This is a genomic window from Actinomadura sp. NPDC023710, assembly GCF_040639875.1.
In the GTDB taxonomy this organism is placed as follows: Bacteria; Actinomycetota; Actinomycetes; order Streptosporangiales; family Streptosporangiaceae; genus Spirillospora; species Spirillospora citrea.
The window spans coordinates 138023-157789 of the sequence record NZ_JBFAGB010000007.1; the positions used below are offsets into that span (position 1 = coordinate 138023).

Here is a 19767-nt window from a genome sequence, read left to right on the forward strand (position 1 = left end):
CGGCGCCGCCCTACACTTGGCCGCATGACCCCCTCCGCGCCTCCGTCGCGCCCGTGTCCCCGCTGAGCAGGCGACCGGGCGGTGTGCTGCGCGGCGCCGCCATCGCGGCGGCGATCGTCTGCGCCTACGGCGCGGGCGTCGTGAGCGGTTCGGGCTCCGAGCGGCACGCGGCCGTCGCCGGGGGCGGCTCCGTCCTGGACGAGGCCGCCACGAAGATCGGCGGCCGGTCCGCGCGGCCCGTCGACCGCGGCGCGCTCGACCGCGCCGCCATCGAGGGCATGCTGCGCGGGCTCGGCGACCGGTGGGCGCACTACTACTCCGCCCGCGAGTACGACGACGTCGAGGGCCGCCTCACCGGCCGCTACAGCGGCGTCGGACTGTGGCTCGGCAGCGAGGACGGCGACTCCCGCGTGCTGGTGGCGAGCGTCCAGCCCGGCACCCCCGCCGCCCGCGCCGGCGTCCAGGCCGGCGACGTCGTCACCCGCGTCGGTGACGCCGCCGTGACCGGCTGGGACATCTCGCGCGTCGCCGAGGCGCTGCGCGGGCGTCCGGACGAGACGGTCGAACTCACCGTGGAGCGCGAGCGTCGAACCAGGAGATTCCACCTCGTCCGCACGAAGGTCTCTGGAGGGGACGTCACCGTGACCGAGCTTTCCGAGCGCGCGCGGATGATCCGGGTCGGCGCCTTCACCCGCGGGACGGGCCGGCAGGTCCGCGCGGCCGTGACCGGGCGCTCGCCCGCGGGCCGTCCCGACGGCGGCGTGCTGCTCGACCTGCGCGGCAACCCCGGCGGGCTGGTGGACGAGGCGGTCGAGACGGCGTCGGCGTTCCTGGCCGGGGGCCCGGTCGTGACCTACGAGCCGCGCGGCAGGCCCGTCCAGCGGCGCACCGTCACCGCCCCCGGCGACGCCCGGACCCCGCTCGTCGTGCTCGTCGACGCGGGCACCGCGAGCGCCGCGGAGATCGTCGCGGGATCCCTGCGCGACCGCGACCGCGCGGTGATCGTAGGATCGCGTACGTACGGGAAGGGCTCGGTGCAGGAACCCCTCCGGCTCGCCGACGGGTCGGTCATCGAGCTGACCGTCGGTCGCTACCGCACCCCGAGCGGCCGTAACCTCGACGGGGTCGGTATCGAACCCGACGTGGAGGTCTCCGCCGACCGCCCCGCCAAGGCGGCCGAGCGGCGCGCCCGGACGGTACTGCGCGGCCTCCACGCGACGATGCCGGGCTGAAGACGACGACGCGGGACGAGGACTGAGGACGTGGCACGGGACACCGGGCGGAAGAACGACACCGGGCGCAAGCTCATCGCCCAGAACAAGCGGGCCCGGTACGACTACCACGTCGACGACACGTGGGAAGCGGGCATGGTGCTCATGGGCACCGAGGTGAAGGCCCTGCGCGCCGGCCGGGCCTCCCTGGCCGACGGCTTCGCGCACGTGCGCGACGGCGAGGTGTGGCTGGAGAACGTCCACATCCCCGAGTACACGCAGGGCACCTGGACCAACCACGCGCCCCGCAGGCGCCGCAAGCTGCTGCTGCACCGCCGCGAGATCCAGAAAATCATCGCGAAGTCGGAGGAGCCGGGCTGGACGCTGATCCCGCTCTCGCTGTACTTCAAGGACGGGAAGGCCAAGGTCGAGATCGGCCTGGCCCGTGGTAAGAAGTCCTACGACAAACGCCAGGCCATCGCCAAGCGGGAAGCCGAGCGGGAGATGCAGAAGGCTGCGGCGGCCCGGTTCAGGAGACGGTGAAGGGTGTCGATGACGAACCGAGGCCGGAGGCGGGCCCGTGCCGGGGCCCGGACGCCGCTTCTCTCGCCCGCGCGGCGCCGGGCGGTCGCGCTGGCGGCCTGCGGCGCCCTGGTCGGGACGATGACGACCGGGTGCTGGGCCGAGCCGTCGGCGATGCCCGCCGTCCGCGACTTCCTCATCGCCTGGCAGGTCGGCAACTACGAGGCCGCGGCCGGCCGGACGGTCGGCGCCGACCGCAAGCAGGTCGAGGACGCGCTCGGCCGCGTCCGGCAGCAGCTGGACGCGGCGTCCCTGCGCCTGTCGCTCGGCACCGAGGTCGAGGGCTCCGGCGTCGACCAGATCGTCAAGAAGGGCGACGAGGCCGACGCCCGCTTCACCGTGAAGATCGACCTGGGTGAGAACGGGCAGCCGTGGGAGTACCCCGGCCTGATGCACCTGCGCCGCGTCGGCGGCATCTGGAAGGTCGTCTGGGACTCGTCCATCATCAACACCAAGCTGAAGCCGGGGCAGCGCCTCGCCGTGGTGACGCAGGTGCCCAAGCGCTCCCCGATCACCGACACCCAGGGCCGCTCCGCGCTGCGCGAGATCGGGGCGTACCAGGTCGGGGTGTTCCCCGGGCAGCTCGCCGACCCGCAGAAGACCATCGACCAGCTCGCCAAGCAGACCAAGATCGACGGCGGCCGGCGGCTGGACTCCGAGCGCCTCCTCGGCCGCGTCCGGTCCGCCCCGCCGCAGACGTACCTGCCGCTGCTGACCCTGCAGGTCCCCACGCACAACGCGCTGATCCAGCGGCTCACCCACATCCCGGGGCTGCGGTTCCAGGGCGTCCGCGCGCCGATCGCGCCCGCGTACGCGCCCGAGCTGATCGGCAACCTCGGCCCCGCCACCGCCGACCGGCTCCAGCAGGTCGGCGCCCCCTACCAGCCGGGCGACACGATCGGCGTCAGCGGCATCCAGCTGCTCCAGCAGCGCCGCCTCGCCGGGACGCCCACCGTCAGCGTCGTCGCGCAGGACGAGACCGGCAAGAGCACCGAGCAGCTGCGCTCCTGGCCCGGCCAGGAACCGCAGCAGGTCCAGACGACCCTCGACCCCGGCTACCAGCGCCACGCCGACGAGGCGCTGGCGGGCCTGCAGTTCCCGGCGTCCATGGTCGCCGTCCGGCCGAGCACCGGCGAGGTGCTCGCCGTCGCCAACCGCGGCACGGGCGGCCAGAACTTCGCCTTCGAGGGCCACTACCCGCCCGGCCTGACCTTCGGGATCGTGTCCGCGGAGGCGCTGTTCTCCCAGGCCGGCATGAAGCAGTCCACCGAGACCACCTGCCCCGGCACCCTCACCGTCGGCGGCAAGGCCTTCACCAACAAGGCCCGCCCCGACAGCAGCTTCGCCAACCACTTCGCCGCGTCCTGCAAGACGACCCTCGCGCAGCTCAGCAGCAAGGTGGACGCGCAGACCCTCCTCCGGGAGGCGTCCCAGCTCGGCCTGGGCAAGAACTGGGGCCTCGGCGTCCCCGCGTTCACCGGCTCCGTCCCGGCCCCCGCGAACGACGGCGAGAAGGCCGCGGCCATGGTCGGCGAAGGCGCCGTCCAGGTCAGCCCCCTGGCGATGGCCATGGTGGCCGCCGCCGCCTACAGCGGCACCTGGCGGCCGCCCTACGTCCTCAAGGACCCGTCCACGACGGCCCAGGCGCCGCAGGCCCAGAGCCTGCCGCCCGAGTCCATCTCCAACCTCAAGAAGGTCCTGAGCCGCACCGCGTCCCGCGGCAACGCCCGCGGCGCCCGCGTCTCCGGTGACGTCGTCGGCGTCGCCGCCCTCACCACCTACAACGAGGGCGGCCGTACCAAGACCGTCTCCTGGTTCGTCGGCTCCAGCGGCGACCGCGCCTTCGCCATCGCCGTCGAGGGCGTCGTCAACACCCCGGCGCTGGCCGCGAAGTTCCTGGGCGGCTAGGTCCTTTGTCGGCTCTTTACGGACGGGACGCAACCAACCCGCCCCCTGCGTGCGTCTTTACGGGTGACTGAGCCACCGCTTGGGGGGTTGCGGACTCAGTCGCCGTGATGAGACCAGAGCCTCGTCTCGGGGGAGGCTCTGCCGTCCGGACCGGCCCGACCCTGCCGGTCGACCCCGGTGGACGCGACACCGATCGCGTCCACCGGGGTTCACGTGTGTCCGGAGGGAATCACGTTGCCCCCGCACGCGTTATCCTTGTAGCGTCATCGTGTGGACGTCCTCGGACGGACGCTTTGACAACTGAACATGGGGGTGACCGGCTTCGACTTCGGTCGTTAGAGCCAGGGGAAGCGGGTCGAGGGTTGCTGTCGTGACCTCGTTAATCCTGTGACAGCAAACCAATAACTGCCAACAAGAAGCAGTCCGAGTTCGCCCTCGCCGCCTGAGCGAGGAGTGAACTCTGTCAGCCCGGGAGCGTCTCCGTCCCGGGGTCTGGCATCGTAAGGAGACTTCACCTGCCGGTCCGGTCGCGGGCCCGGTAGGGACACCCAACAGCGACTGAGCCCGTCGGCGACACGCCTGCGTGAGCGCCGGGACTGAGAAAACGCTAAGCAGGCTGCACCCGGAGAAGCCCTGACCCATCACCGAAGGACGCGGGTTCGATTCCCGCCACCTCCACCAGCTATAACGGCCCGACCGAAACTTGTGTTTCGGTCGGGCCGTTGTGCGTCCAGTTGCTGTGGCGGCCGCTGCCGTCTGCTCGGCCTTGTCGGCGACCACATCCCGCTCAGGCCGGTGCTGAACGGGTACCGGGGTGGAGTCACGGCGGCGTCATCCCACTTGGCCCACGTCGCCTCGGCCAGCCCGGCCATGGCGTCGTCTGGATTGATCGCCAGTGCACGTTCAGCGGCCACGGCCAGATTGATGCATCGGGGAATCTTGTCGTCCGGTCGAACTGAGGCGCGTCAGTAACCGCCATCATGTCCTGTGGCAGCCGACCATGATCGTCGGGCTCGGTGTCTACGATGCGCTCATGCCTGGACTCCGAGCCGTCGTGTCCAGCAGAGCGCCCTCTGACAGTCCCCTCCTCGATTTCGACCTCGTCGACCGTGACGGTCACTTGCTCGTCATCGGTACCGACCAACACCGCGCCTTCTTCTGGGACCCGACGACTGATCAATGGGCCGAGCATCGGCTTGACGTCCCGCCCCGAGAGTTCCCCTTCGTTGAGCTCAGTCAGATCAGCGCAGCCGTCGTCGGTGGTCGGCGGTGGCGGGGAGCACCAGGACTTCGCGCAGTGGGATCTGGAAACCGGTGCGGTGCTGGAGGGAGCGGACGGCGGAGGTGTGAGCTGGGCTCGCGCGGCAACGCTCGGCGGACGAACCCTCTTCGTCATCGGTGGGACCGGTCCGGCTGTGGAGGTCCAGGGTCCGGCATACAAGGAAGACGCCCCCGATGCCGGCGACCTCGACGGGGACGAGCCTGGTGAGTACGTGGACGAAGACGATCACTATCGGCTGGTGACGGAACTGGAATGTGCCGGGGGCGTTGCGGCGGGCACGCTGTGGGGCAGGGCGGTCATCGCGTCCATCGGTGTGGACGGAGGGACGTTGAGGTAGCCGATGGGCGCTTTCCCGACCGAGCCGCCGCGCGCGGTCCCTGCCGAGCAGCCAGGCGGGCGGATACACCCGGAGCACCTCGTGGACGAGGCCCATGGGTGTATAGGGCAGGGCCCGGTCCGGACGACCGCCGGGAGTGTCAATCCCCGCAGACGGCCTCTTCCGGGCCGTGAGGCACGGGCACGGAAGACCGTGCCGACTGTGTTCAGAGCGGCGACGAGAAGCGTCCCGGCGATGACGGCAAAATGCCGGTCGCTGGGACGCGGGGTTCCTCCCGCCGTTCGCGGCGAAGGAGGCGAGAGGACCGCCCAGGCGGACCGCCATGCGACCGGTCCGCCCGAGCAGCGGGTGTTCCACCCCAAGTGGGTGACCACAGGGGTGGAGCTGGGACGAAGGGTCACGCCAATTCGACGACATCCCCTCGTGCCGCCTTCGACCAGACGTCGAATAGGCGACCCGCCGATCCGCCGACCGGCCCGATGCCCTCCCGCAGCGTCTCAGACGCCGGAAGTCGGGCATTGTTCACCGCGGATACCGCGAGCGCGGCATCATCGATGGTGGACGAACAGACCGTGAGCAGATAGTCGGGAACCCTCAGCGCGGGATCGGTGCACCCCACGAGAGGTGTGCCCACGGCGGCGATCAGGGGGAACACCGTTCCCGGAATCCCGATCGTCGCCTCAGCACGTGCCGCGGCAGTCTGCGACGAGACCTGGCTGATCTCATGGCGGGCCCACAACGCGGGGTCCTCCCTCGGGTGCAGACCCACCATGATCCGCTTGCCGGCCGTCCGCAGTTCCTCCGCGGCCGCCAGCAGGAGATCTGTGCCGGGCGCCGCTTCACCTGTCGAGTCGGGGTGGGTGACGCTCGTCAGGACCAGTACCAGCCCCGGCTCGGGCACCCGCTTCGGCAGATCATCGGTCCGCGGGGAACCGACGACGGTTATCGTCCGCCGAGTGCCGAGATGGCCTGCGAACGCAAGGGCCGCCCCCTGCGACGCGGCGGTGATCGCCCGCAGCCGCGGGCGCAGCCGCCCGGCGTCGGCGGCTTCCCGCGGCCCCAGATAGGCGAGCCCGCTGGCGGCCAGGGGTAGCCTCGGAAATCGACCGGCGACCTCCACCGGCCAGTCACCGGCCCCGGCGACCACGAGCAGATCGGCCGGCGGTGCCGTTCGCGGTGTCGCGGTCGGCACCGGATCCCCGGGCTTGATCCGCGACACGTCGGGCACCACCTGAATGAGCTCCCAGCCGCGCCGCGCGGCCTCGTCGAGCAGTGGCTGCACGTGGTAGGTGCCCCAGGGCTCATTCGTCGTTATCAATACCCGAAGCCCGGGAGGCGGGTGGCCCTGATTCATGTTAATCACCCTCTTATTTGCGCGAGAAACCGACACGCTTTTCGTGTCGGACATAAGAGACTGTACAGGGCAAGGGCGAGCTGGACTTCAGCCGAGTGCTTGAGACCTGAAGGGCAGCAAGTTCCACGTCCTGTCCGATGCCGGGGGCCTGCCGCTGGTCGTGGGCGTCTCGGCCGCCAACGTCGCCGATGTCGAGCCGTTCAAGCCGCTGTTCATGGCCATCCCGCCGATCCGCTCCCGCCGCGGTCCACGCCGACGGCGACCGGCCAAGGCCCGGGCCGACAAAGCCTACGATTCCGCCGACCTGCGGCGATGGCTCCGCCGGCGGGGCGTCGTCCCGCGTATCGCACGCCGCGGCGTGCCGTGCAGAACCACTTCGTCTACGCCGCCGTCTGGGCTTCTGCGCGGTCGTTGGAGTCGGTGAGCCGCGCGTCGTCGACTGCGATCGCCTGTCCTGCGGTGCGGGAGCGGACGCCGGATTAGGGCCGGGTCAGACGAGTTCTTGGGCCCCGAGGCCCTAACGTCCCGAATTTTCGCTGGTTAGCGTACTGAACCGTCAACCAGTGAATCCGGGACTGCTCGGAAAGGTGAACGGCAAATGCAGAGGATCGCGAAGATCGTGGTGGCGGGGACCGTCGGATCGGTGGTCGCCGCCGGTGGCGTATACGCCGGTGGCTTGGCCTTGGACGACGGGCCCGCCGTACAGGCGGGCCGGGTCGCCGGCGACTCCGTGGTGACGCCCGCGGGAGGGCCCGAACAGCACGGCGGGTCCGCGGGCGGGACGGGTACGGGCGGGATGGGCGCGGGTCAGGCGGGGGCCGGCCGCAAGGCCGGCCAGCCTTGCGCGGTGACCAGCAGGGTCAAGAAGGGGCAGTACGTCGGCACCCACTACTACAAGCCGAACAAGCACCCGTGGCGGGCCACGGGCGAGGGCCCGGGCAACAAGCTCACGTACTCGGGGGAAGACAAGGTCACGACCAAGGCCACCGCCACACTCGGGGCGACGTACGAGCAGATCTCCTCCGGCGCCGCGTTCGAAGTGGGCCAGGAGAAGTCGGTCCGGATCACCTACGACGTCGCCCTGACCAAGAAGGCCTTCTACACCATCCAGGTGAATCAGGTGTTCAAGGGCTGGAAGTTCCACGTCTGGCAGGACACGGGGGTACTGGGCATGGGGTCGCCTCATTCGGGAACCGGTCTCCGATGCGACATACAGAAGAAGAACGTGTACAAGGGTGAGGCGATCGCCTACGATTTCTGGACCCTCTATTACAAGTGCACCTATCGGGTAAAGGGCAAGCTTCGGAATTGCTCCGCCTGACCGGGGGCCCACCAGAGGCCCTTCGGCCGGGATCGTGAGGGGGCACGGTGTCGACGTGGCGAGGCTGCGGAATGCGCGATCGCGTTCCAAGATCAGCTCGGCGACGCCGCCCGTCCATGAGACCACCGCCTCGGTCACCATGGACTACGCGTGGTCGGCGCTTCCCTCGCCTTCCCGGTGGCCCGTCGTGTTCTCCGTGCGGCCCGGTAGGTTGCTGGCGTGGACGTACGGGTCACCGGCGTGGTCATCGAGGACGACCGGGTTCTGCTGCTGGACCAGGACACCGACACCGGGCGGTCGTGGTCCTTGCCGGGCGGCAAGGTGGAAGAGGCCGAGCCGCTGGCCGAGGCGCTGGTCAGGGAGATGCGGGAGGAGACCGGTATCGACGTCGAGGTCGGCCGGCTGCTGTACGTCTGCGATCACATTCGCGGTGATGTGCACGTCCTGCACATCACCTTCGAGGCGCGTCGGGTAGGCGGCACGGTCGTGGCCGGGGCGGCGGACTCCCGGCCGATCCGCGGGGTCGAGTTCCTGCGCCTCGCCGACCTGGTGTCGCTCGGCTTCGGCGAGCGGTTCGTCGGCCTTGCGAAGGCCGGATTCCCCGGCGCCGGTTCCTACATGGGCGCCAAGAGCAACATCGGCCTGTGAGACCAGGGTTGGGCCGTCCAGGGCCGGCGAGCCGACGCCACGATCGGTGACTGCGTGTACCAGGCCGACGACTCCGACTTCGGGTACGGCGCGAAGCAGGCGGACTGGTACCGGATGCCGTGCGGCCTGCGGCCGGCCAGTGGAACGGCCTACAAGGTCGCCGGCCAGACCGCCGACGATCCCGATGACACCGCGCCGCACGGCGCCCGGACGGGACCGGCGGCCAGAGGCTAGCGGCGCACCCTGTACCTCAGATGCAGGACGCGCTCGCCTTGGATGACCACGTGGGGGTCCTCCAGCAGGTGCTGCCGATCGACGCCGCCGAAGAAGCGTTTGCCCGCCCCGAACACCACCGGCACCACGTCCATCGCCACCTCGTCCACGAGGCCGGCCGCGAGGATCTGGCCGCCCACGTCGCCGGCGTTCACGGCGACGGTGCGCTCCCCGGCGAGTTCCCGGGCCTTGTCGATCGCGGCCGTCACGTCGTCGACGAAGTGGTACGACGCCTCCGGGTGCCAGCCCTCGGGCTTGGGCCGGTGGGACACCACGACCACGTGGTCGCCCGCGGGCGGCCGGCCCTCCCAGCCGTTCACCAGGTCGAACAGGGTGCGGCCCATCACGATCGTGCCGATCGTGTCCCACGTCGACCGGACGTACTCCGCCGATGCCTTCGAGACCTTGATGCCGCTTGCGGTTCCGGAATGGTCGTACTCCTCGTCGCCGCCTCCGACGATCGGGATGTCCCCGTCGAAGTACCAGTCGTGGAGCGTTCCGACCTCGTCGTTCTCGTCGGCGATGAAGCCGTCGACCGACATGACGCTGTGCATGATCACTGTGCCCACAGGTCCCCCTCAGGTCTCCTTGCGTCGTTGCCTCCGATCTTGTCGTCTCCGGGGGCGACGGGGCATGTAAGAAATCAATCGGCGGGCATCGGGCCGCTGTCCGGTGGGAACCCCGGCTCGGAGGGGAACCGGCGCCGCAGGGCCAGGTACTCCGTCGGGGTGTGGCCGGTGAAGTCCTTGAACTCCCGGCTGAAGTGGGCCCGGTCGAAGTAGCCCGCCGTATGGGCGAGGTCCGACCAGTCGACCGGGCGCAGGGCGTCCACGGACAGGATCAGCCGAGCGAAGCGGTAGATCCGCGCCACTCGCTTCGGGGTGACCCCGACATGTGACTTGAACTGCGCGGCCAGGTGATTGCCGCTCACCCCGGCGGCATCGGCCAGCGCGCCGACGGGGACCGCGCCGTGGGAGGACTCCAGGCGCCCGCCGGTGTGCTGGACCAGGCCGAGACCTCGCGAGGGCGCTTCGGCGAGTCGCGATCGCAGCTCCTCCTCCACGACCCGCAGCGCTTCGGTGGCCGAGGCGATCTCGCCGACCTGGTTGCGGATCCGGTCCAATGACCGCCGCCAGACGGCGTCGACAGGCACCCACCGGTCCCGCAGCTCGGTCACCGGCATGTCGACGAACGGCGAAAGCCCCCAAGGCTTGAAGTGCACTCCGACCAGCCGTACCCGCGTGGGGTGCTCGATGAGGAAACGCCGGGTCCATACGCCCATGAACCACCCGTCGGCGAACACCGCCGGGGGCACCGAAGGGTCGGAGTCCCACAGGCGGGCAGGCTCGCCCAGGTTGACGAACAGGTGCGCGGACGGCATCGGCGGCACGTTCACCCGGCGGTGGCGCGGCCTCCCGGACAGGCAGTAGATGTCGTCGATGAAGCGGTCGAGCGGCGGGGCGGGCACCCGGCCGACATATTCCATGGGCTCAGTGTGGCCGAAGGGGGGCAGGGCGCCGAAGGATGTCGGCAGCTGCGGGGCGGCCACGGCAAGGATATTTACGACCTGTTTCGTAACGGTCGCCTAGCGTATCGGAGAGTGTGACCGTATGGTCGCTCACCGTAGCGTCTCCTTAGGGCGTGGTCCCACAGCAACACCACGTGCCCCAGGAGGGAGACGGCCGTGCTCTACGGGGTCGATGTGGCGAGTTATCAGGGCAGGCCGAACTGGCGGCGCGTCCAGGGCTCGGGGGTCCGGTTCGCGTTCTCCAAGGTCAGTGAATCGACCGACTACGTGAATCCGGCCTGGAGCCACAACCGCTCCGGGATGCTCGGGCTCGGCGGCGACTTCGTGCCGGGCGCCTACCACTTCCTGCACGGCGGTGACGGTGCCGCGCAGGCCCGCTACTTCCTGGCCAAGGCCGGTGACGTGTCCCGTCTCGCCGTCGCGCTCGACGTCGAGGCGTCCGGCGCCGACGCGTCCACCGCCAGGGCCTGGGTGGCCGAGCTGAAGAGCCGCACCGGCGGCCATCCCGTCATCGGCTACTTCCCGCGCTGGTACTGGGAGGAGCACGGCCGGCCCGATCTCGGCTTCTTCGACACGCTCTGGCAGTCCCGGTACGTCTCCGGCTCCGGCTCCGCGGCCGATCTCTACCAGAAGGTCCCCGCCTCGTGGTGGACGCCGTACGGCGGGGAGCCGATCTCGATCCTGCAGTACTCGTCCAGCGGTTCGGTTCCGGGCATCACGGGCCACTGCGACGTCAACGCCTTCCGCGGCTCGCTCGCGGAGCTGAAGGCGCTGGCCCTCGGGTCACGCGAGGAGGACGAAGTGCCCATCCGCAGCAGTTACGGCAAGTCCAGGTCCCAGGCTCTGGCATGGGGACGGTTCACCGTCCTCAACTGGGACATCACCCACGCCGACCCTGCCGACTCCCACTCCGAACCGGACAAGGGCCGCCCCGACGGCTATCCCGGTTACGTGGCTCCGCTCTCGACATGGGCGGACATCACCGCCATCGTCGGCGTCGAGGGGATGAGCCTCGGCGACGAGTACCAGATGCGGTTCGAGGTCCACGACTGGGAGGACGGTCGGTCGGCCGGGGTGTGGACCGAAACCCGTGCCGACGCCCTGGCCACCAGTGGCGCCCAGTTCGTCACCGGCGCCATGCCCAAGGGCCTCGGCAAGGGTCAGCACGTGTACGTCGCGATCGCCGTGTTCCCCTCCGGAGGCGACCCCGGAACCCGCCCGGCACCCCGCGCGACGTCCGGCCGCTGGACCATAGCCCAAGACCGCAGCTGACCGGGAGCGGCTCTAGGACGCCTGCCTGGTCGCCCGCCACTCTGGGGCGAGCACTGACCAGACCTCGGTGTCCTGCCGTTCTCCGCGGTAGAGGTAGCTTTCTCGCAGGGTGCCGTCTTTCGTCATCCCCAGCCGCTCGGCGACGGAGATGCTGGGCTGGTTGGCGGTCGAGACCCGCCATTCCACGCGGTGGATGCCGCGCTCCTCGATGGCCCAGTCGATGATGGTGCGCACCGCTCTGGTCACCAGGCCCTTGCCCGCGGCCGACGGTTCCAGCCAGCAGCCGGCCTCGGCGGTGCCCTGCTCGACGTCCATCGTGACGAAGAGCACCCCGCCCACCAGCCGGCCGCCGGCCCAGATGCCGTAGATGCGCCCTCGGTCGGCCGCGGCCTTGTCGGCGTACGCCTGCAGATGCGCGCGGCTGGATCTCAGGTCCGTGACGCGGTCCGGAAGCCCGACGTACTGGCCGATGAAGTCTCGTCCTCGGTCGATGTGGGCCAGGAACTCGTCGGCCTGCCATGGTTCGAGCGGTCGCAGCTCCGCGCCGTCGCCGCCGAGGGACACCGCGTACATCCTCGCCTCCAGGGTCAGTACCAGCACAGACTGCGCTGGATCTTCTCACGGAGGCGGTGCGCCAGGCCTCGGTGCCCGCGAGCCCAGTCGGCCGTCGTCGCGGGGTCAGGGGCGCCAGGGCATGTGCTGGAGGGTCCAGGTGTTCCCGTCCGGGTCGGCGAATCGGGCGTAGAAGACGCCGCCCATGTCCTCCACCGGGTCCACGTCGGCGCCGCGCTTGACGAGGTCGGACCTGGCCTGCTCGATGTCGCTGACGACCAGGTGCAGGCCGCGCTGCGTCCCGACCGGCATGTCCATTCCCGGTAGGCCCTCCGTCAGCGCGATCGAGCAGGCCGAGCCCGGCGGTGTGAGCTGGACGTACCGGACGCCGTCCGCGGGTCGCACGTCGACGTCGGCGTTGAAGCCGAGAGCGGTGTAGAACTCCTTGGCCCGGTCGATGTCGGCGACGGGCACCGGGACGAGTTCGAGCAGGAGCATCCCGGGGCGCACGGGCGTTACCGGGGTTTGCGGCTCGGTCATGGGTGGTGTCCTTTCGAGAGAAGGTCGTCGAGTCGGTCGTAGGACTGGCCCGCGCCGCGCCGCATCGGGCTGCGGAGCACGCTGTCGCGTATCTCGCGGGTGGGGTAGCGAACGGTGATGTTCATGGCGGTGCGGCCGTCCCGCTCGTCGAAGACGGTGGTGACCAGGGCCTCGCCGGCCTCCCAGCCGTCGCGGATCTCGCTCTGCACCAGCCTCGCGGGCGCGTCCACCTCGAGGAAGACGCCGCCGTAGCCCATCTCGGCGCCGCCCGGGCCGTGGGAGACGAAACGCCAGGTGCCGCCGGGACGCAGGTCGATCTCGCAGACGACGAGTGTCCAGCCGCGGGCGCCGTGCCACTGCTTGAGCAGTGCCGGACGGGTGAACGCGTCGAACACCCGCCGGCGGGGCGCGTCGAACGTCCTGCTGAGCAGGATCTCGGTGCCCGACGGCGCGCTGACCACGAGGCCCGCCCCGCGGGGCGGCCACGCCGTCACGAGTCCTCCTGCTCTTCGAGCCTTGCGAGCAGTTCGTCGAGCCGCTGGTAGCTCTCCTCCCAGTACTGGCGGAAGTCCGCGAGCCAGTCCAGCGCCTCCCGGAGGGGACGGGCCTCAAGCCGGCACGGCCGCCGCTGCGCGTCCCGGCCGCGCGAGACCAGGCCGGCACGTTCCAGGACGCGCAGGTGCTTGGACACGGCGGGCTGGCTCATGGCGAAGGGCGCGGACAACTCGCCCACCGAGGCGTCGCCCCGGGTGAGCCGGGTCAGGATCGCGCGCCTGGTCGGGTCGGCCAGGGCGGCGAACGTCGTGTCCAGAGTGCTGGTGTTCACTAGGTCAACCTTCCGGTTCTATAACCAGATGGTTTTGTACCCGTGGACGTCCCGACCTGTCAAGCGAGGGGTGGGACAAGGGCGCGCCCGGCCGGGGACGTCCGCAGTCCGGACGCCCCCGGTACCGGCGCGGCGAGGCTCAGAAGGTCATGCGCGAGTCGGTGTCCTTGCGGTCGTGCTCCTGCGGCGAGTACGGCACGGTCACCGGCATCGGCAGGTGGAAGCCCTTGAGCCCGGGCAGCAGCCTGACGTGGGACGGGAGCGCGCCGCCCCATGTCGGGGACCACAGGGACAGCGAGTCGTGAAGGTCGAGCAGCTCGTCGTAGCCCGGCTGCGTGGCGCCCACCAGCAGCATCTCCGACGGCAGGGTCATCCCGCAGTACTTGGCCCACAGGTCGCGGCGCAGGCGGCGGACGAGGCCGGTGTCCGTGGCGTCCAGGACCGCGACGGACAGTTCGGTGTCGGTGTAGAGGCTGCGCCGCATCGCGTTGGCCGAGCCCACGACGCAGAAGACATCGTCGATGATCGTCACCTTGCAGTGCACGGTCGTGCCGGGCCAGCCGTAGATCTCCACGCCCCGCAGGCCGCTGGGCCCGCCGAAGAGGACCGTGGGCACGTGCGGGATCAGGTGCCCGTTGACCGCCTCCGGCATGTCGCCGCTCGGAGGGTCGGCGGGGTCTCCGCCGTGCAGCAGGATCACCTTGAGATCCGGTTTCGCCAGCATCCGGGCGTTGATCCAGCCCATGATCTCTTCGCTGCTGAACGCCTGGTCCGCGATGAAGATGTACTTCTCGGCCTGGCCGATCGCCTTCTCCAGCGCCACCTTGAACTCGAAGAGACCGTCCTGCGCGAAACTGATGGGTTCCTTTCTGAAGCCGACGCCGGCGGTGATGAGTGCCCGCACCACCGAGCTCTTGTCGTAGAGCCACTCCGGGCCGGACGAGGAGAACCGCATCTGCGGAACGGTCCGCAGCACCTGGACGTGGGCTCCGGTGCCGTCCCCGCGCGGTGGTTCCGGCGGGTCGGGGACCGGCACGGCCGTCTTGAGCCGCGATGCGATCGGGTGGTGGTCGACCAGGAAGTCCTCGGCCGGCAGCTTGAGGTTCTCGGCCCACAGCTGCTGGAAGAAGCGGTGGACCGCCGTGGCAGCGGGCCCGGTGACCCGCACCGCGAGGTCGTGCCAGGTCGGGGCCGTCCGGTCCATGACCGGGTCGATGCCGCCTGTGAAGGCGCGCGTGGACTTGTGGTCGCCGGCCACCACCAGCTTGCAGTGGACCGCGCCCAGCGGGTGCGCGGTCATGTTGACCATCACCTTGCCGGCGTCCTGCTCGCCGAAGCGGCTGCGCATCTCGGCGACGCTGAGCAGCGTCTGCGCGTTGACGATGCGGATCCCGCCGAGATCGGGGACGGCGTACCGGGCGGCGAACGGCGACACCCAGGCGAGGATCCGCACATCGGCGCCGGACTTGTGCAGTTCTTCCAGGCGCCTGGAGAGAAGCGCGCCGCTCGGGAGCGTCAGCGGCGGGTATTCCGCGCCGACCCGCACCGGTCGCGTCAGATCCTTCAGTACCGGGAATTGCTGGACGACGGTGCTGCCGAACTCACCGAAGGCCTGGATCTCGGTGTCGGCGGGCAGTTTGGCCAGGCCGAGCCACCACGCGGTCAAGTACAGGTACCGGCCCTTGGCGTTGGACGCGCACAGGGCCTCGATCTCGCCTTCGAGCGCCTTGAAGTACGCCACTCCGTTGACGAAGTGGTCGACCGTGTTCCCGGACAGGTCGCCAAGGAAGTTCTGTTGCGGCGCGTACTCGCCGTCGCCCCATTTCGTCCGATCGGTCTCGCGTGCCAGGTACTTGCCGATCAGAGTCTGCGGCTTGGTCGAAGGATTCATCCCAACCCCCTTCTCCCCGGTCTCCCGCCGGGGACGAGCCCCGACGATAAGGTCGCGGAACCGCCCGCCAGAATGAACGAAAAGGTGACATCCAACGCCCATAACTGGCCGAAATGGGACAAGATTGTTCTGCAACGGCCGGTGAGTTTCTTCGGAAGTCGGGCCTACTTCGCAGTTCGCAGTATCTTTGGTCAATGCGGATCGAAGTGCTGTCAGACCATCCGGGGGCTCAACTTCAGGAGACCGACGCGGCGCTGGCCCGCCGGCGAGACCACATCGCCGATCATGCCCGGGCCGTGGACGCCCTGCGCCGCCGGCAGCAGGCCGCACGCCGATGGTGGCAGTTGGGCAGGTGGCTCAGGGACGCCCGTGAACTGCAGGCCCTGCAGCGGACCGCGCCGGTGGCCGACCCGACGGTCATGCACCGGCGCGCGCAGCAGCAGGCCGGCGTCGACGCCGAGGATCGGGTGGCGGCCGAACTCGAACGCTCCCTGCGCGGGGACTGGACGCTGTTCCGCGGTTATGCCAACCGGCGCGGCGAGGTCGACCATCTGCTGGTCGGGCCCGGCGGCGTCTGGGCGGTCGAGGTGAAGGGCCGCGGCGTCCGGGTGCACGTCACCGGCGACGACTGGCGGTTCGAGAAGTTCGACCGCTACGGAAACCGGGTGGAGTCGGGCGTGCTGGCCGACCGCCGGGGGCGCAGCTGGGGACGGCAGGTCGGCGAGGTCGCCGGAGCGCTGGAGGAGTTCCTGCGTTCCCGCGGCACGCCCGTCCCGGTGCGTACCGCGGTCGTCGTCATGCACGATCGAGCGGAACTCGGCACGTGCCGGCAGCCGGGGGTCGACGTCGTCAGCATCGGAATCCGGTCCCTGCTGGACCAGGTCTCCCGGACGGCCGGCACCCTCGATCACCAAGCCCAGCACAGGATCGGTGACCTGGTCCGGCGCGACCATCGCTTCCATGCGCAACGACGGTCCGGGGGCCGCCGCTGACCGGTGCCGGCAGGATCACGGCGTGGTGAGGGTGGCCATGGCTCGGTCGGGCTCCCAGTGGGCGCGCAGGGACGTGATCTTGCCGGCGTCGTCCACCGTGTAGATGAGGACGCAGTCGATGGTCATCGTGGCGCCGTCGGGCGTCGTGGTCGTGATCGTCGCGACGTTGGCGCAGCAGGGGCCGTTGGCGAAGGAGTCGGCGATGCGGAAGCGGAAGCCGGCGATCGTGGAGATGAAGGAGCTCCAGAAGTTCTCGATGCCGTCCGGGCCTCGGTGCCCCGCGCCCTCCGGGTCGAGGAAGGACGGGCCGACCGGGTCCTCGATGAGGGCGTCCGGGGCGAACAGGGCCAGCCACTCGTCCTTGCGGCCCTCGGCGACGGCGGTCATGGAGGCGCGGGCGGCGCGGCGGGCCGGGTGGTCGGAGTCGGGCGCGTCCCAGGCGATGGCATCCACTGTAACGTGTTCTCGTTTCGGGGTCAGGAGGCGGTCTTGGCGATGACGGTCTCGGCGAACCGTTCGAGGTGCTCGATCTTCTTGTCCAGCGGCTCGGTGTCGGGACCCTTGGCGTAGGGCGTCCGGAAGCCGACGATCACGTCGGTGACGCCCCTGTCCTCCAGCCGCCGCACGCCGTCGGGCGTGTAGGCGTCCATCGAGATCACGTGCACCTCGAAGGGGTCGCCGGCCTTGCCCTCCGCCTCGCGGATCCGGTCCAGCCGGGCCAGCAGGTCGTCCAGGTCGTCGCCGCCGCCCGCGTGCATCCAGCCGTCCCCGCGCACGACGGCGCGGCGCAGCGCGGCCTCGCTGTGCCCGCCGACCAGGATCGGGAAGGGCCGCGCCGGGCAGATCTTGATCGCCGGGACGTCGAAGTGCTCGCCGTGGTACTCGAAGTACTCGCCGCCGCTCAGCCCCCGGACGATGTCGATGGCCTCGTCCATCCGCCTGCCGCGCCGCTCCCACGGGACGCCCATCACCTCGAAGTCCTCGCGCCAGGGGCTGAGCCCGACGCCGAGGCCGAGCCGCCCGCCGGTCAGGCACGCGATCGACGTCGCCTGCTTCGCCACCAGGACGGGGGGACGCACCGGCAGTTTGAGCACGAACGGCGTGAACCGCAGCCGGGTGGTCACCGCCCCCATGGCCGCGATCAGTGTGAACGTCTCGATGAAGGGCTTGTCCTCCAGGAACTCCCGGTTCCCGTCCGCGGTGTACGGATACACCGAGTCCGACTCCTTCGGGTACACCAGCGAGTCGGCGACCGACATGCTCGTGTACCCGGCCTCCTCGGCGGCCTTGGCCAGCGGGAGGTAGAACGACGGATCCGTCATGGCCTCGGCGTAGGTGAACCTCATGGCGGAATAGTAGAACGTGTTCCACTTCGGTGCCAGGGGCGCCGCGTTGTTGCCCGGGGGTGCGGGGGGTGGTTCGGTGGGGGGATGGAGCGCAGGATCGCGATCGTCACCGGGGGGACGTCCGGGATCGGAAAGGAGATCGCGCGGGGGCTGGCCCGGGCGGGGATGCTGGTGGGGATCGTCTGCCGGAACGAGCTGCGCGCCGCGGCGACCGTGGAGGAGCTGACGGCGGACGTGCCGGGCGCGCGGGTCGAGACGTTCATCGGGGACCTGTCGGTGCAGATGGACGTCCGGCGGGTGGCGGCGTCGCTGGAGGAGCGGTTCGACCGGCTGGACGTGCTGGTCGACAACGCGGGCGTGTACCTGCTGCGGGCCAAGGTCAGCGCGGACGGGTACGACCGCGTGATCGCGACGAACCACCTGGGGCCGTTCCTGCTGACGAATCTGCTGCTGGGGCTGCTGGAGAAGGGCGCGCCGTCGCGGGTGGTCGTCGTGGGGTCGGAGGCGCACCGGTTCTCGGACCGGCTCGACGTCGAGCGGATGGCCGAGCCCGGATCGTACGGCCCGGCCGGGGCGCTGCGCGTGTACGGGCGGTCGAAGCTGCTCAACATCCTGTTCGCGCAGGAACTGGCCAGGCGGATGGAGGGCAGCGGCGTCACGGCGAACGCGGTCTGCCCGGGCTTCGTCGCGACGAGTCTGGGCAGGGACGTCCGCGGGACCGAGCGCGTGATGGCCCTGTTCTCGCACACCCCGGTGATGCGGACCCCGGCGCAGGGGGCGCGGATGGCGTTGCGGCTCGCGCTGGACGAGGAGTTCGAGGGGCGCAGCGGCGGCTACTACACCTCGGCGCCGGGCGCGGGGATGCTGCCGACGGTCGAGGCCTTGAAGGATCCGGAGCTGCGGCGGGCGGTGTGGGACCGTTCTGTCCGCCTTGTGGGGCTGCCTGCCCTATAGGGTCAGGGTGCGTGAGCCAACCGTACGGACCGCCCGACCGGCCGGGTGCCTGGACCGGCCCGCCGCAGCCGGGCCCGCCGCCCAGTCCCCAGCCGGCCCCCCGGCAGCCCAGCCCCGCGCAGCAGTCGGGCCCCGCGCAGCCGGCCCCGCAGCCGCGGCAGCGGCCGTCCGCGTTCAAGGACTTCTTCAACGGCGTGGGCTACCTGCTGCGCGGCATCGGATGGGTGGCGCGGCACCCGGCCCAGTGGCTCTTCGGGCTGATCCCCGCGCTGATCGTCCTGGCGGTGTACGTCGCGGCGCTGGTCTTCCTGGCGTACCGGATCGACGACCTGGCCGGATGGGTGACGGGGTTCGCCGACGGCTGGTCGGACGCGGCGCGGACCTCGGTGCGGGTCGTGGCCGGGATCGCGCTGTACGGGTCGGCCCTGTTCTTCGCGATCATCACGTTCACGGCGATGACGCTGCTGGTGGGCGACCCGTTCTACGAGTCCATCGCGGTCCGGGTGGAGGAGTCGCAGGGCGGCGCGCCGCCGGAGCCGGACGTCCCGCTGCTGGTCCAGATCGGGCGGGCGGTCAAGGACGCGCTGATCCTCGGGGCCGTGGCGCTGGTGTTCGCGATCGTGTTCTTCGCCTGCGGCTTCCTGCCGGTGGTGGGGCAGACGGTCGTGCCGGTGGTCGCGGCGCTGGTGTCGGGCTACTTCCTCGCGGGCGAGCTGACGTCGATCGCGCTGGAGCGGCGCGGGCTGCGGCGCCGGGACCGGTTCGCGCGGCTGAAGGCGCACCGCCCGCTCGCCGTCGGGTTCGGCGCGGCGACCTTTGTGGTGTTTCTCATCCCGCTGGGCGCGGTGCTCGCGATGCCCGGCGCGGTGGCCGGCGGGACGCTGCTGGCACGGGAACGCCTGGCCGACGACCCGTCGGCCGAGGCGGGCCTGACGAGTCCCGGGTGAGGC

Annotated in this window: 21 protein-coding genes, 1 other RNA gene and 1 pseudogene; 12 read left to right on the forward strand and 11 right to left on the reverse strand. The window is 70.6% G+C overall.

Features of this window, described 5'->3' with window-relative positions:
• Positions 1–53: 53 nt before the first annotated feature.
• From AB0H37_RS10630 to ssrA, 4 genes are all read left to right on the forward strand, one after another.
• The gene (locus AB0H37_RS10630) at positions 54–1232 is read left to right on the forward strand and encodes a S41 family peptidase (protein WP_329085857.1); all 1179 of its coding nucleotides are present in this window, start codon (positions 54–56) and stop codon (positions 1230–1232) included.
• 30 nt (positions 1233–1262) lie between these two features.
• On the forward strand, positions 1263–1754 hold the full coding sequence (gene smpB / locus AB0H37_RS10635) for an SsrA-binding protein SmpB (protein ID WP_179837424.1): 492 nt from the start codon (positions 1263–1265) through the stop codon (positions 1752–1754).
• A gap of 9 nt (positions 1755–1763) precedes the next feature.
• Positions 1764–3701 carry a penicillin-binding transpeptidase domain-containing protein gene (locus AB0H37_RS10640; protein WP_329085860.1) on the forward strand — a complete coding sequence of 646 codons (1938 nt, stop codon included), beginning with the start codon at positions 1764–1766 and terminating at the stop codon, positions 3699–3701.
• Between the two features lie 308 nt (positions 3702–4009).
• Positions 4010–4382: a transfer-messenger RNA gene (ssrA, locus tag AB0H37_RS10645) on the forward strand.
• Between the two features lie 560 nt (positions 4383–4942).
• Here the strand turns inward: ssrA and AB0H37_RS10650 are convergent.
• Entirely contained in the window at positions 4943–5212 is a 270-nt protein-coding gene (locus AB0H37_RS10650; protein WP_360612220.1) for a hypothetical protein, read from the reverse strand.
• Between the two features lie 505 nt (positions 5213–5717).
• Positions 5718–6674 (reverse strand): hypothetical protein, encoded by a 957-nt coding sequence (locus AB0H37_RS10655; RefSeq protein ID WP_360612221.1) that lies wholly within the window; start codon positions 6672–6674, stop codon positions 5718–5720.
• A 109-nt stretch (positions 6675–6783) separates the two neighbouring features.
• Here AB0H37_RS10655 and AB0H37_RS10660 point away from each other — a divergent pair.
• The 4 genes and pseudogenes from AB0H37_RS10660 to AB0H37_RS10675 form a co-directional block, all read left to right on the forward strand.
• A pseudogene (locus AB0H37_RS10660) lies at positions 6784–7032 on the forward strand (transposase); the annotation flags it as partial.
• A gap of 240 nt (positions 7033–7272) precedes the next feature.
• Positions 7273–7995: a hypothetical protein gene (locus tag AB0H37_RS10665; RefSeq protein WP_360612222.1), complete on the forward strand. Its 723-nt coding sequence runs from the start codon at positions 7273–7275 to the stop codon at positions 7993–7995.
• Positions 7996–8214: 219 nt separating this feature from the next.
• A complete protein-coding gene (locus AB0H37_RS10670) occupies positions 8215–8643 on the forward strand; it encodes an NUDIX hydrolase (protein WP_360612223.1) in 429 nt (142 codons plus the stop codon).
• Positions 8644–8697: 54 nt separating this feature from the next.
• The gene (locus tag AB0H37_RS10675; RefSeq protein ID WP_360612224.1) at positions 8698–8877 is read left to right on the forward strand and encodes a hypothetical protein; all 180 of its coding nucleotides are present in this window, start codon (positions 8698–8700) and stop codon (positions 8875–8877) included.
• On the opposite strand, the gene AB0H37_RS10680 is transcribed toward AB0H37_RS10675, so the two are convergent.
• Both AB0H37_RS10680 and AB0H37_RS10685 read right to left on the reverse strand, forming a co-directional pair.
• A complete protein-coding gene (locus tag AB0H37_RS10680; protein WP_360612225.1) occupies positions 8874–9485 on the reverse strand; it encodes a dihydrofolate reductase family protein in 612 nt (203 codons plus the stop codon). The genes AB0H37_RS10675 and AB0H37_RS10680 overlap by 4 nt on opposite strands.
• Before the next feature lie 74 nt (positions 9486–9559).
• The gene (locus AB0H37_RS10685; RefSeq protein ID WP_360612226.1) at positions 9560–10402 is read right to left on the reverse strand and encodes a helix-turn-helix domain-containing protein; all 843 of its coding nucleotides are present in this window, start codon (positions 10400–10402) and stop codon (positions 9560–9562) included.
• A 198-nt stretch (positions 10403–10600) separates the two neighbouring features.
• On the opposite strand from AB0H37_RS10685, the gene AB0H37_RS10690 reads away from it, so the two are divergent.
• Positions 10601–11716 (forward strand): glycoside hydrolase family 25 protein, encoded by a 1116-nt coding sequence (locus AB0H37_RS10690; RefSeq protein ID WP_329085874.1) that lies wholly within the window; start codon positions 10601–10603, stop codon positions 11714–11716.
• 12 nt (positions 11717–11728) lie between these two features.
• On the opposite strand, the gene AB0H37_RS10695 is transcribed toward AB0H37_RS10690, so the two are convergent.
• The 5 genes from AB0H37_RS10695 to AB0H37_RS10715 form a co-directional block, all read right to left on the reverse strand.
• Entirely contained in the window at positions 11729–12289 is a 561-nt protein-coding gene (locus AB0H37_RS10695) for a GNAT family protein (RefSeq protein WP_360612290.1), read from the reverse strand.
• Between the two features lie 105 nt (positions 12290–12394).
• Positions 12395–12808 carry a VOC family protein gene (locus AB0H37_RS10700; protein ID WP_179837417.1) on the reverse strand — a complete coding sequence of 138 codons (414 nt, stop codon included), beginning with the start codon at positions 12806–12808 and terminating at the stop codon, positions 12395–12397.
• Positions 12805–13302 (reverse strand): SRPBCC family protein, encoded by a 498-nt coding sequence (locus AB0H37_RS10705; RefSeq protein WP_360612227.1) that lies wholly within the window; start codon positions 13300–13302, stop codon positions 12805–12807. Before AB0H37_RS10705 ends, AB0H37_RS10700 begins: the two co-directional genes overlap by 4 nt.
• Positions 13299–13634 (reverse strand): metalloregulator ArsR/SmtB family transcription factor, encoded by a 336-nt coding sequence (locus tag AB0H37_RS10710; protein WP_360612228.1) that lies wholly within the window; start codon positions 13632–13634, stop codon positions 13299–13301. Before AB0H37_RS10710 ends, AB0H37_RS10705 begins: the two co-directional genes overlap by 4 nt.
• A gap of 139 nt (positions 13635–13773) precedes the next feature.
• A complete protein-coding gene (locus tag AB0H37_RS10715; RefSeq protein WP_360612229.1) occupies positions 13774–15525 on the reverse strand; it encodes a phospholipase D-like domain-containing protein in 1752 nt (583 codons plus the stop codon).
• Positions 15526–15719: 194 nt separating this feature from the next.
• Here AB0H37_RS10715 and AB0H37_RS10720 point away from each other — a divergent pair, with 194 nt between their 5' ends.
• Positions 15720–16517, forward strand: a complete 798-nt coding sequence (locus tag AB0H37_RS10720; RefSeq protein WP_360612230.1) for a nuclease-related domain-containing protein — start codon at positions 15720–15722, stop codon at positions 16515–16517.
• Positions 16518–16532: 15 nt separating this feature from the next.
• Here the strand turns inward: AB0H37_RS10720 and AB0H37_RS10725 are convergent, their stop codons facing one another.
• Positions 16533–16970, reverse strand: coding sequence for a nuclear transport factor 2 family protein (locus AB0H37_RS10725; protein WP_360612231.1), 438 nt, complete (start codon positions 16968–16970; stop codon positions 16533–16535).
• A 23-nt stretch (positions 16971–16993) separates the two neighbouring features.
• Positions 16994–17863: a TIGR03619 family F420-dependent LLM class oxidoreductase gene (locus AB0H37_RS10730; protein WP_329085891.1), complete on the reverse strand. Its 870-nt coding sequence runs from the start codon at positions 17861–17863 to the stop codon at positions 16994–16996.
• 84 nt (positions 17864–17947) lie between these two features.
• On the opposite strand from AB0H37_RS10730, the gene AB0H37_RS10735 reads away from it, so the two are divergent.
• Positions 17948–18817, forward strand: a complete 870-nt coding sequence (locus tag AB0H37_RS10735; RefSeq protein ID WP_360612232.1) for an SDR family NAD(P)-dependent oxidoreductase — start codon at positions 17948–17950, stop codon at positions 18815–18817.
• 11 nt (positions 18818–18828) lie between these two features.
• Positions 18829–19764: an EI24 domain-containing protein gene (locus AB0H37_RS10740; protein WP_360612233.1), complete on the forward strand. Its 936-nt coding sequence runs from the start codon at positions 18829–18831 to the stop codon at positions 19762–19764.
• Positions 19765–19767: the final 3 nt, after the last annotated feature.

Coding starts and splice junctions, on each gene's coding strand:
- AB0H37_RS10640 (WP_329085860.1), top strand. CDS start 1,764: ATGACGAACCGAGGCCGGAGGCGGGCCCGTGCCGGGGCCCGGACGCCG.
- AB0H37_RS10655 (WP_360612221.1), bottom strand. CDS start 6,674: ATGAATCAGGGCCACCCGCCTCCCGGGCTTCGGGTATTGATAACGACG.
- AB0H37_RS10665 (WP_360612222.1), top strand. CDS start 7,273: ATGCAGAGGATCGCGAAGATCGTGGTGGCGGGGACCGTCGGATCGGTG.
- AB0H37_RS10685 (WP_360612226.1), bottom strand. CDS start 10,402: ATGGAATATGTCGGCCGGGTGCCCGCCCCGCCGCTCGACCGCTTCATC.
- AB0H37_RS10695 (WP_360612290.1), bottom strand. CDS start 12,289: ATGTACGCGGTGTCCCTCGGCGGCGACGGCGCGGAGCTGCGACCGCTC.
- AB0H37_RS10700 (WP_179837417.1), bottom strand. CDS start 12,808: ATGACCGAGCCGCAAACCCCGGTAACGCCCGTGCGCCCCGGGATGCTC.
- AB0H37_RS10715 (WP_360612229.1), bottom strand. CDS start 15,525: ATGAATCCTTCGACCAAGCCGCAGACTCTGATCGGCAAGTACCTGGCA.
- AB0H37_RS10720 (WP_360612230.1), top strand. CDS start 15,720: ATGCGGATCGAAGTGCTGTCAGACCATCCGGGGGCTCAACTTCAGGAG.
- AB0H37_RS10730 (WP_329085891.1), bottom strand. CDS start 17,863: ATGAGGTTCACCTACGCCGAGGCCATGACGGATCCGTCGTTCTACCTC.
- AB0H37_RS10735 (WP_360612232.1), top strand. CDS start 17,948: ATGGAGCGCAGGATCGCGATCGTCACCGGGGGGACGTCCGGGATCGGA.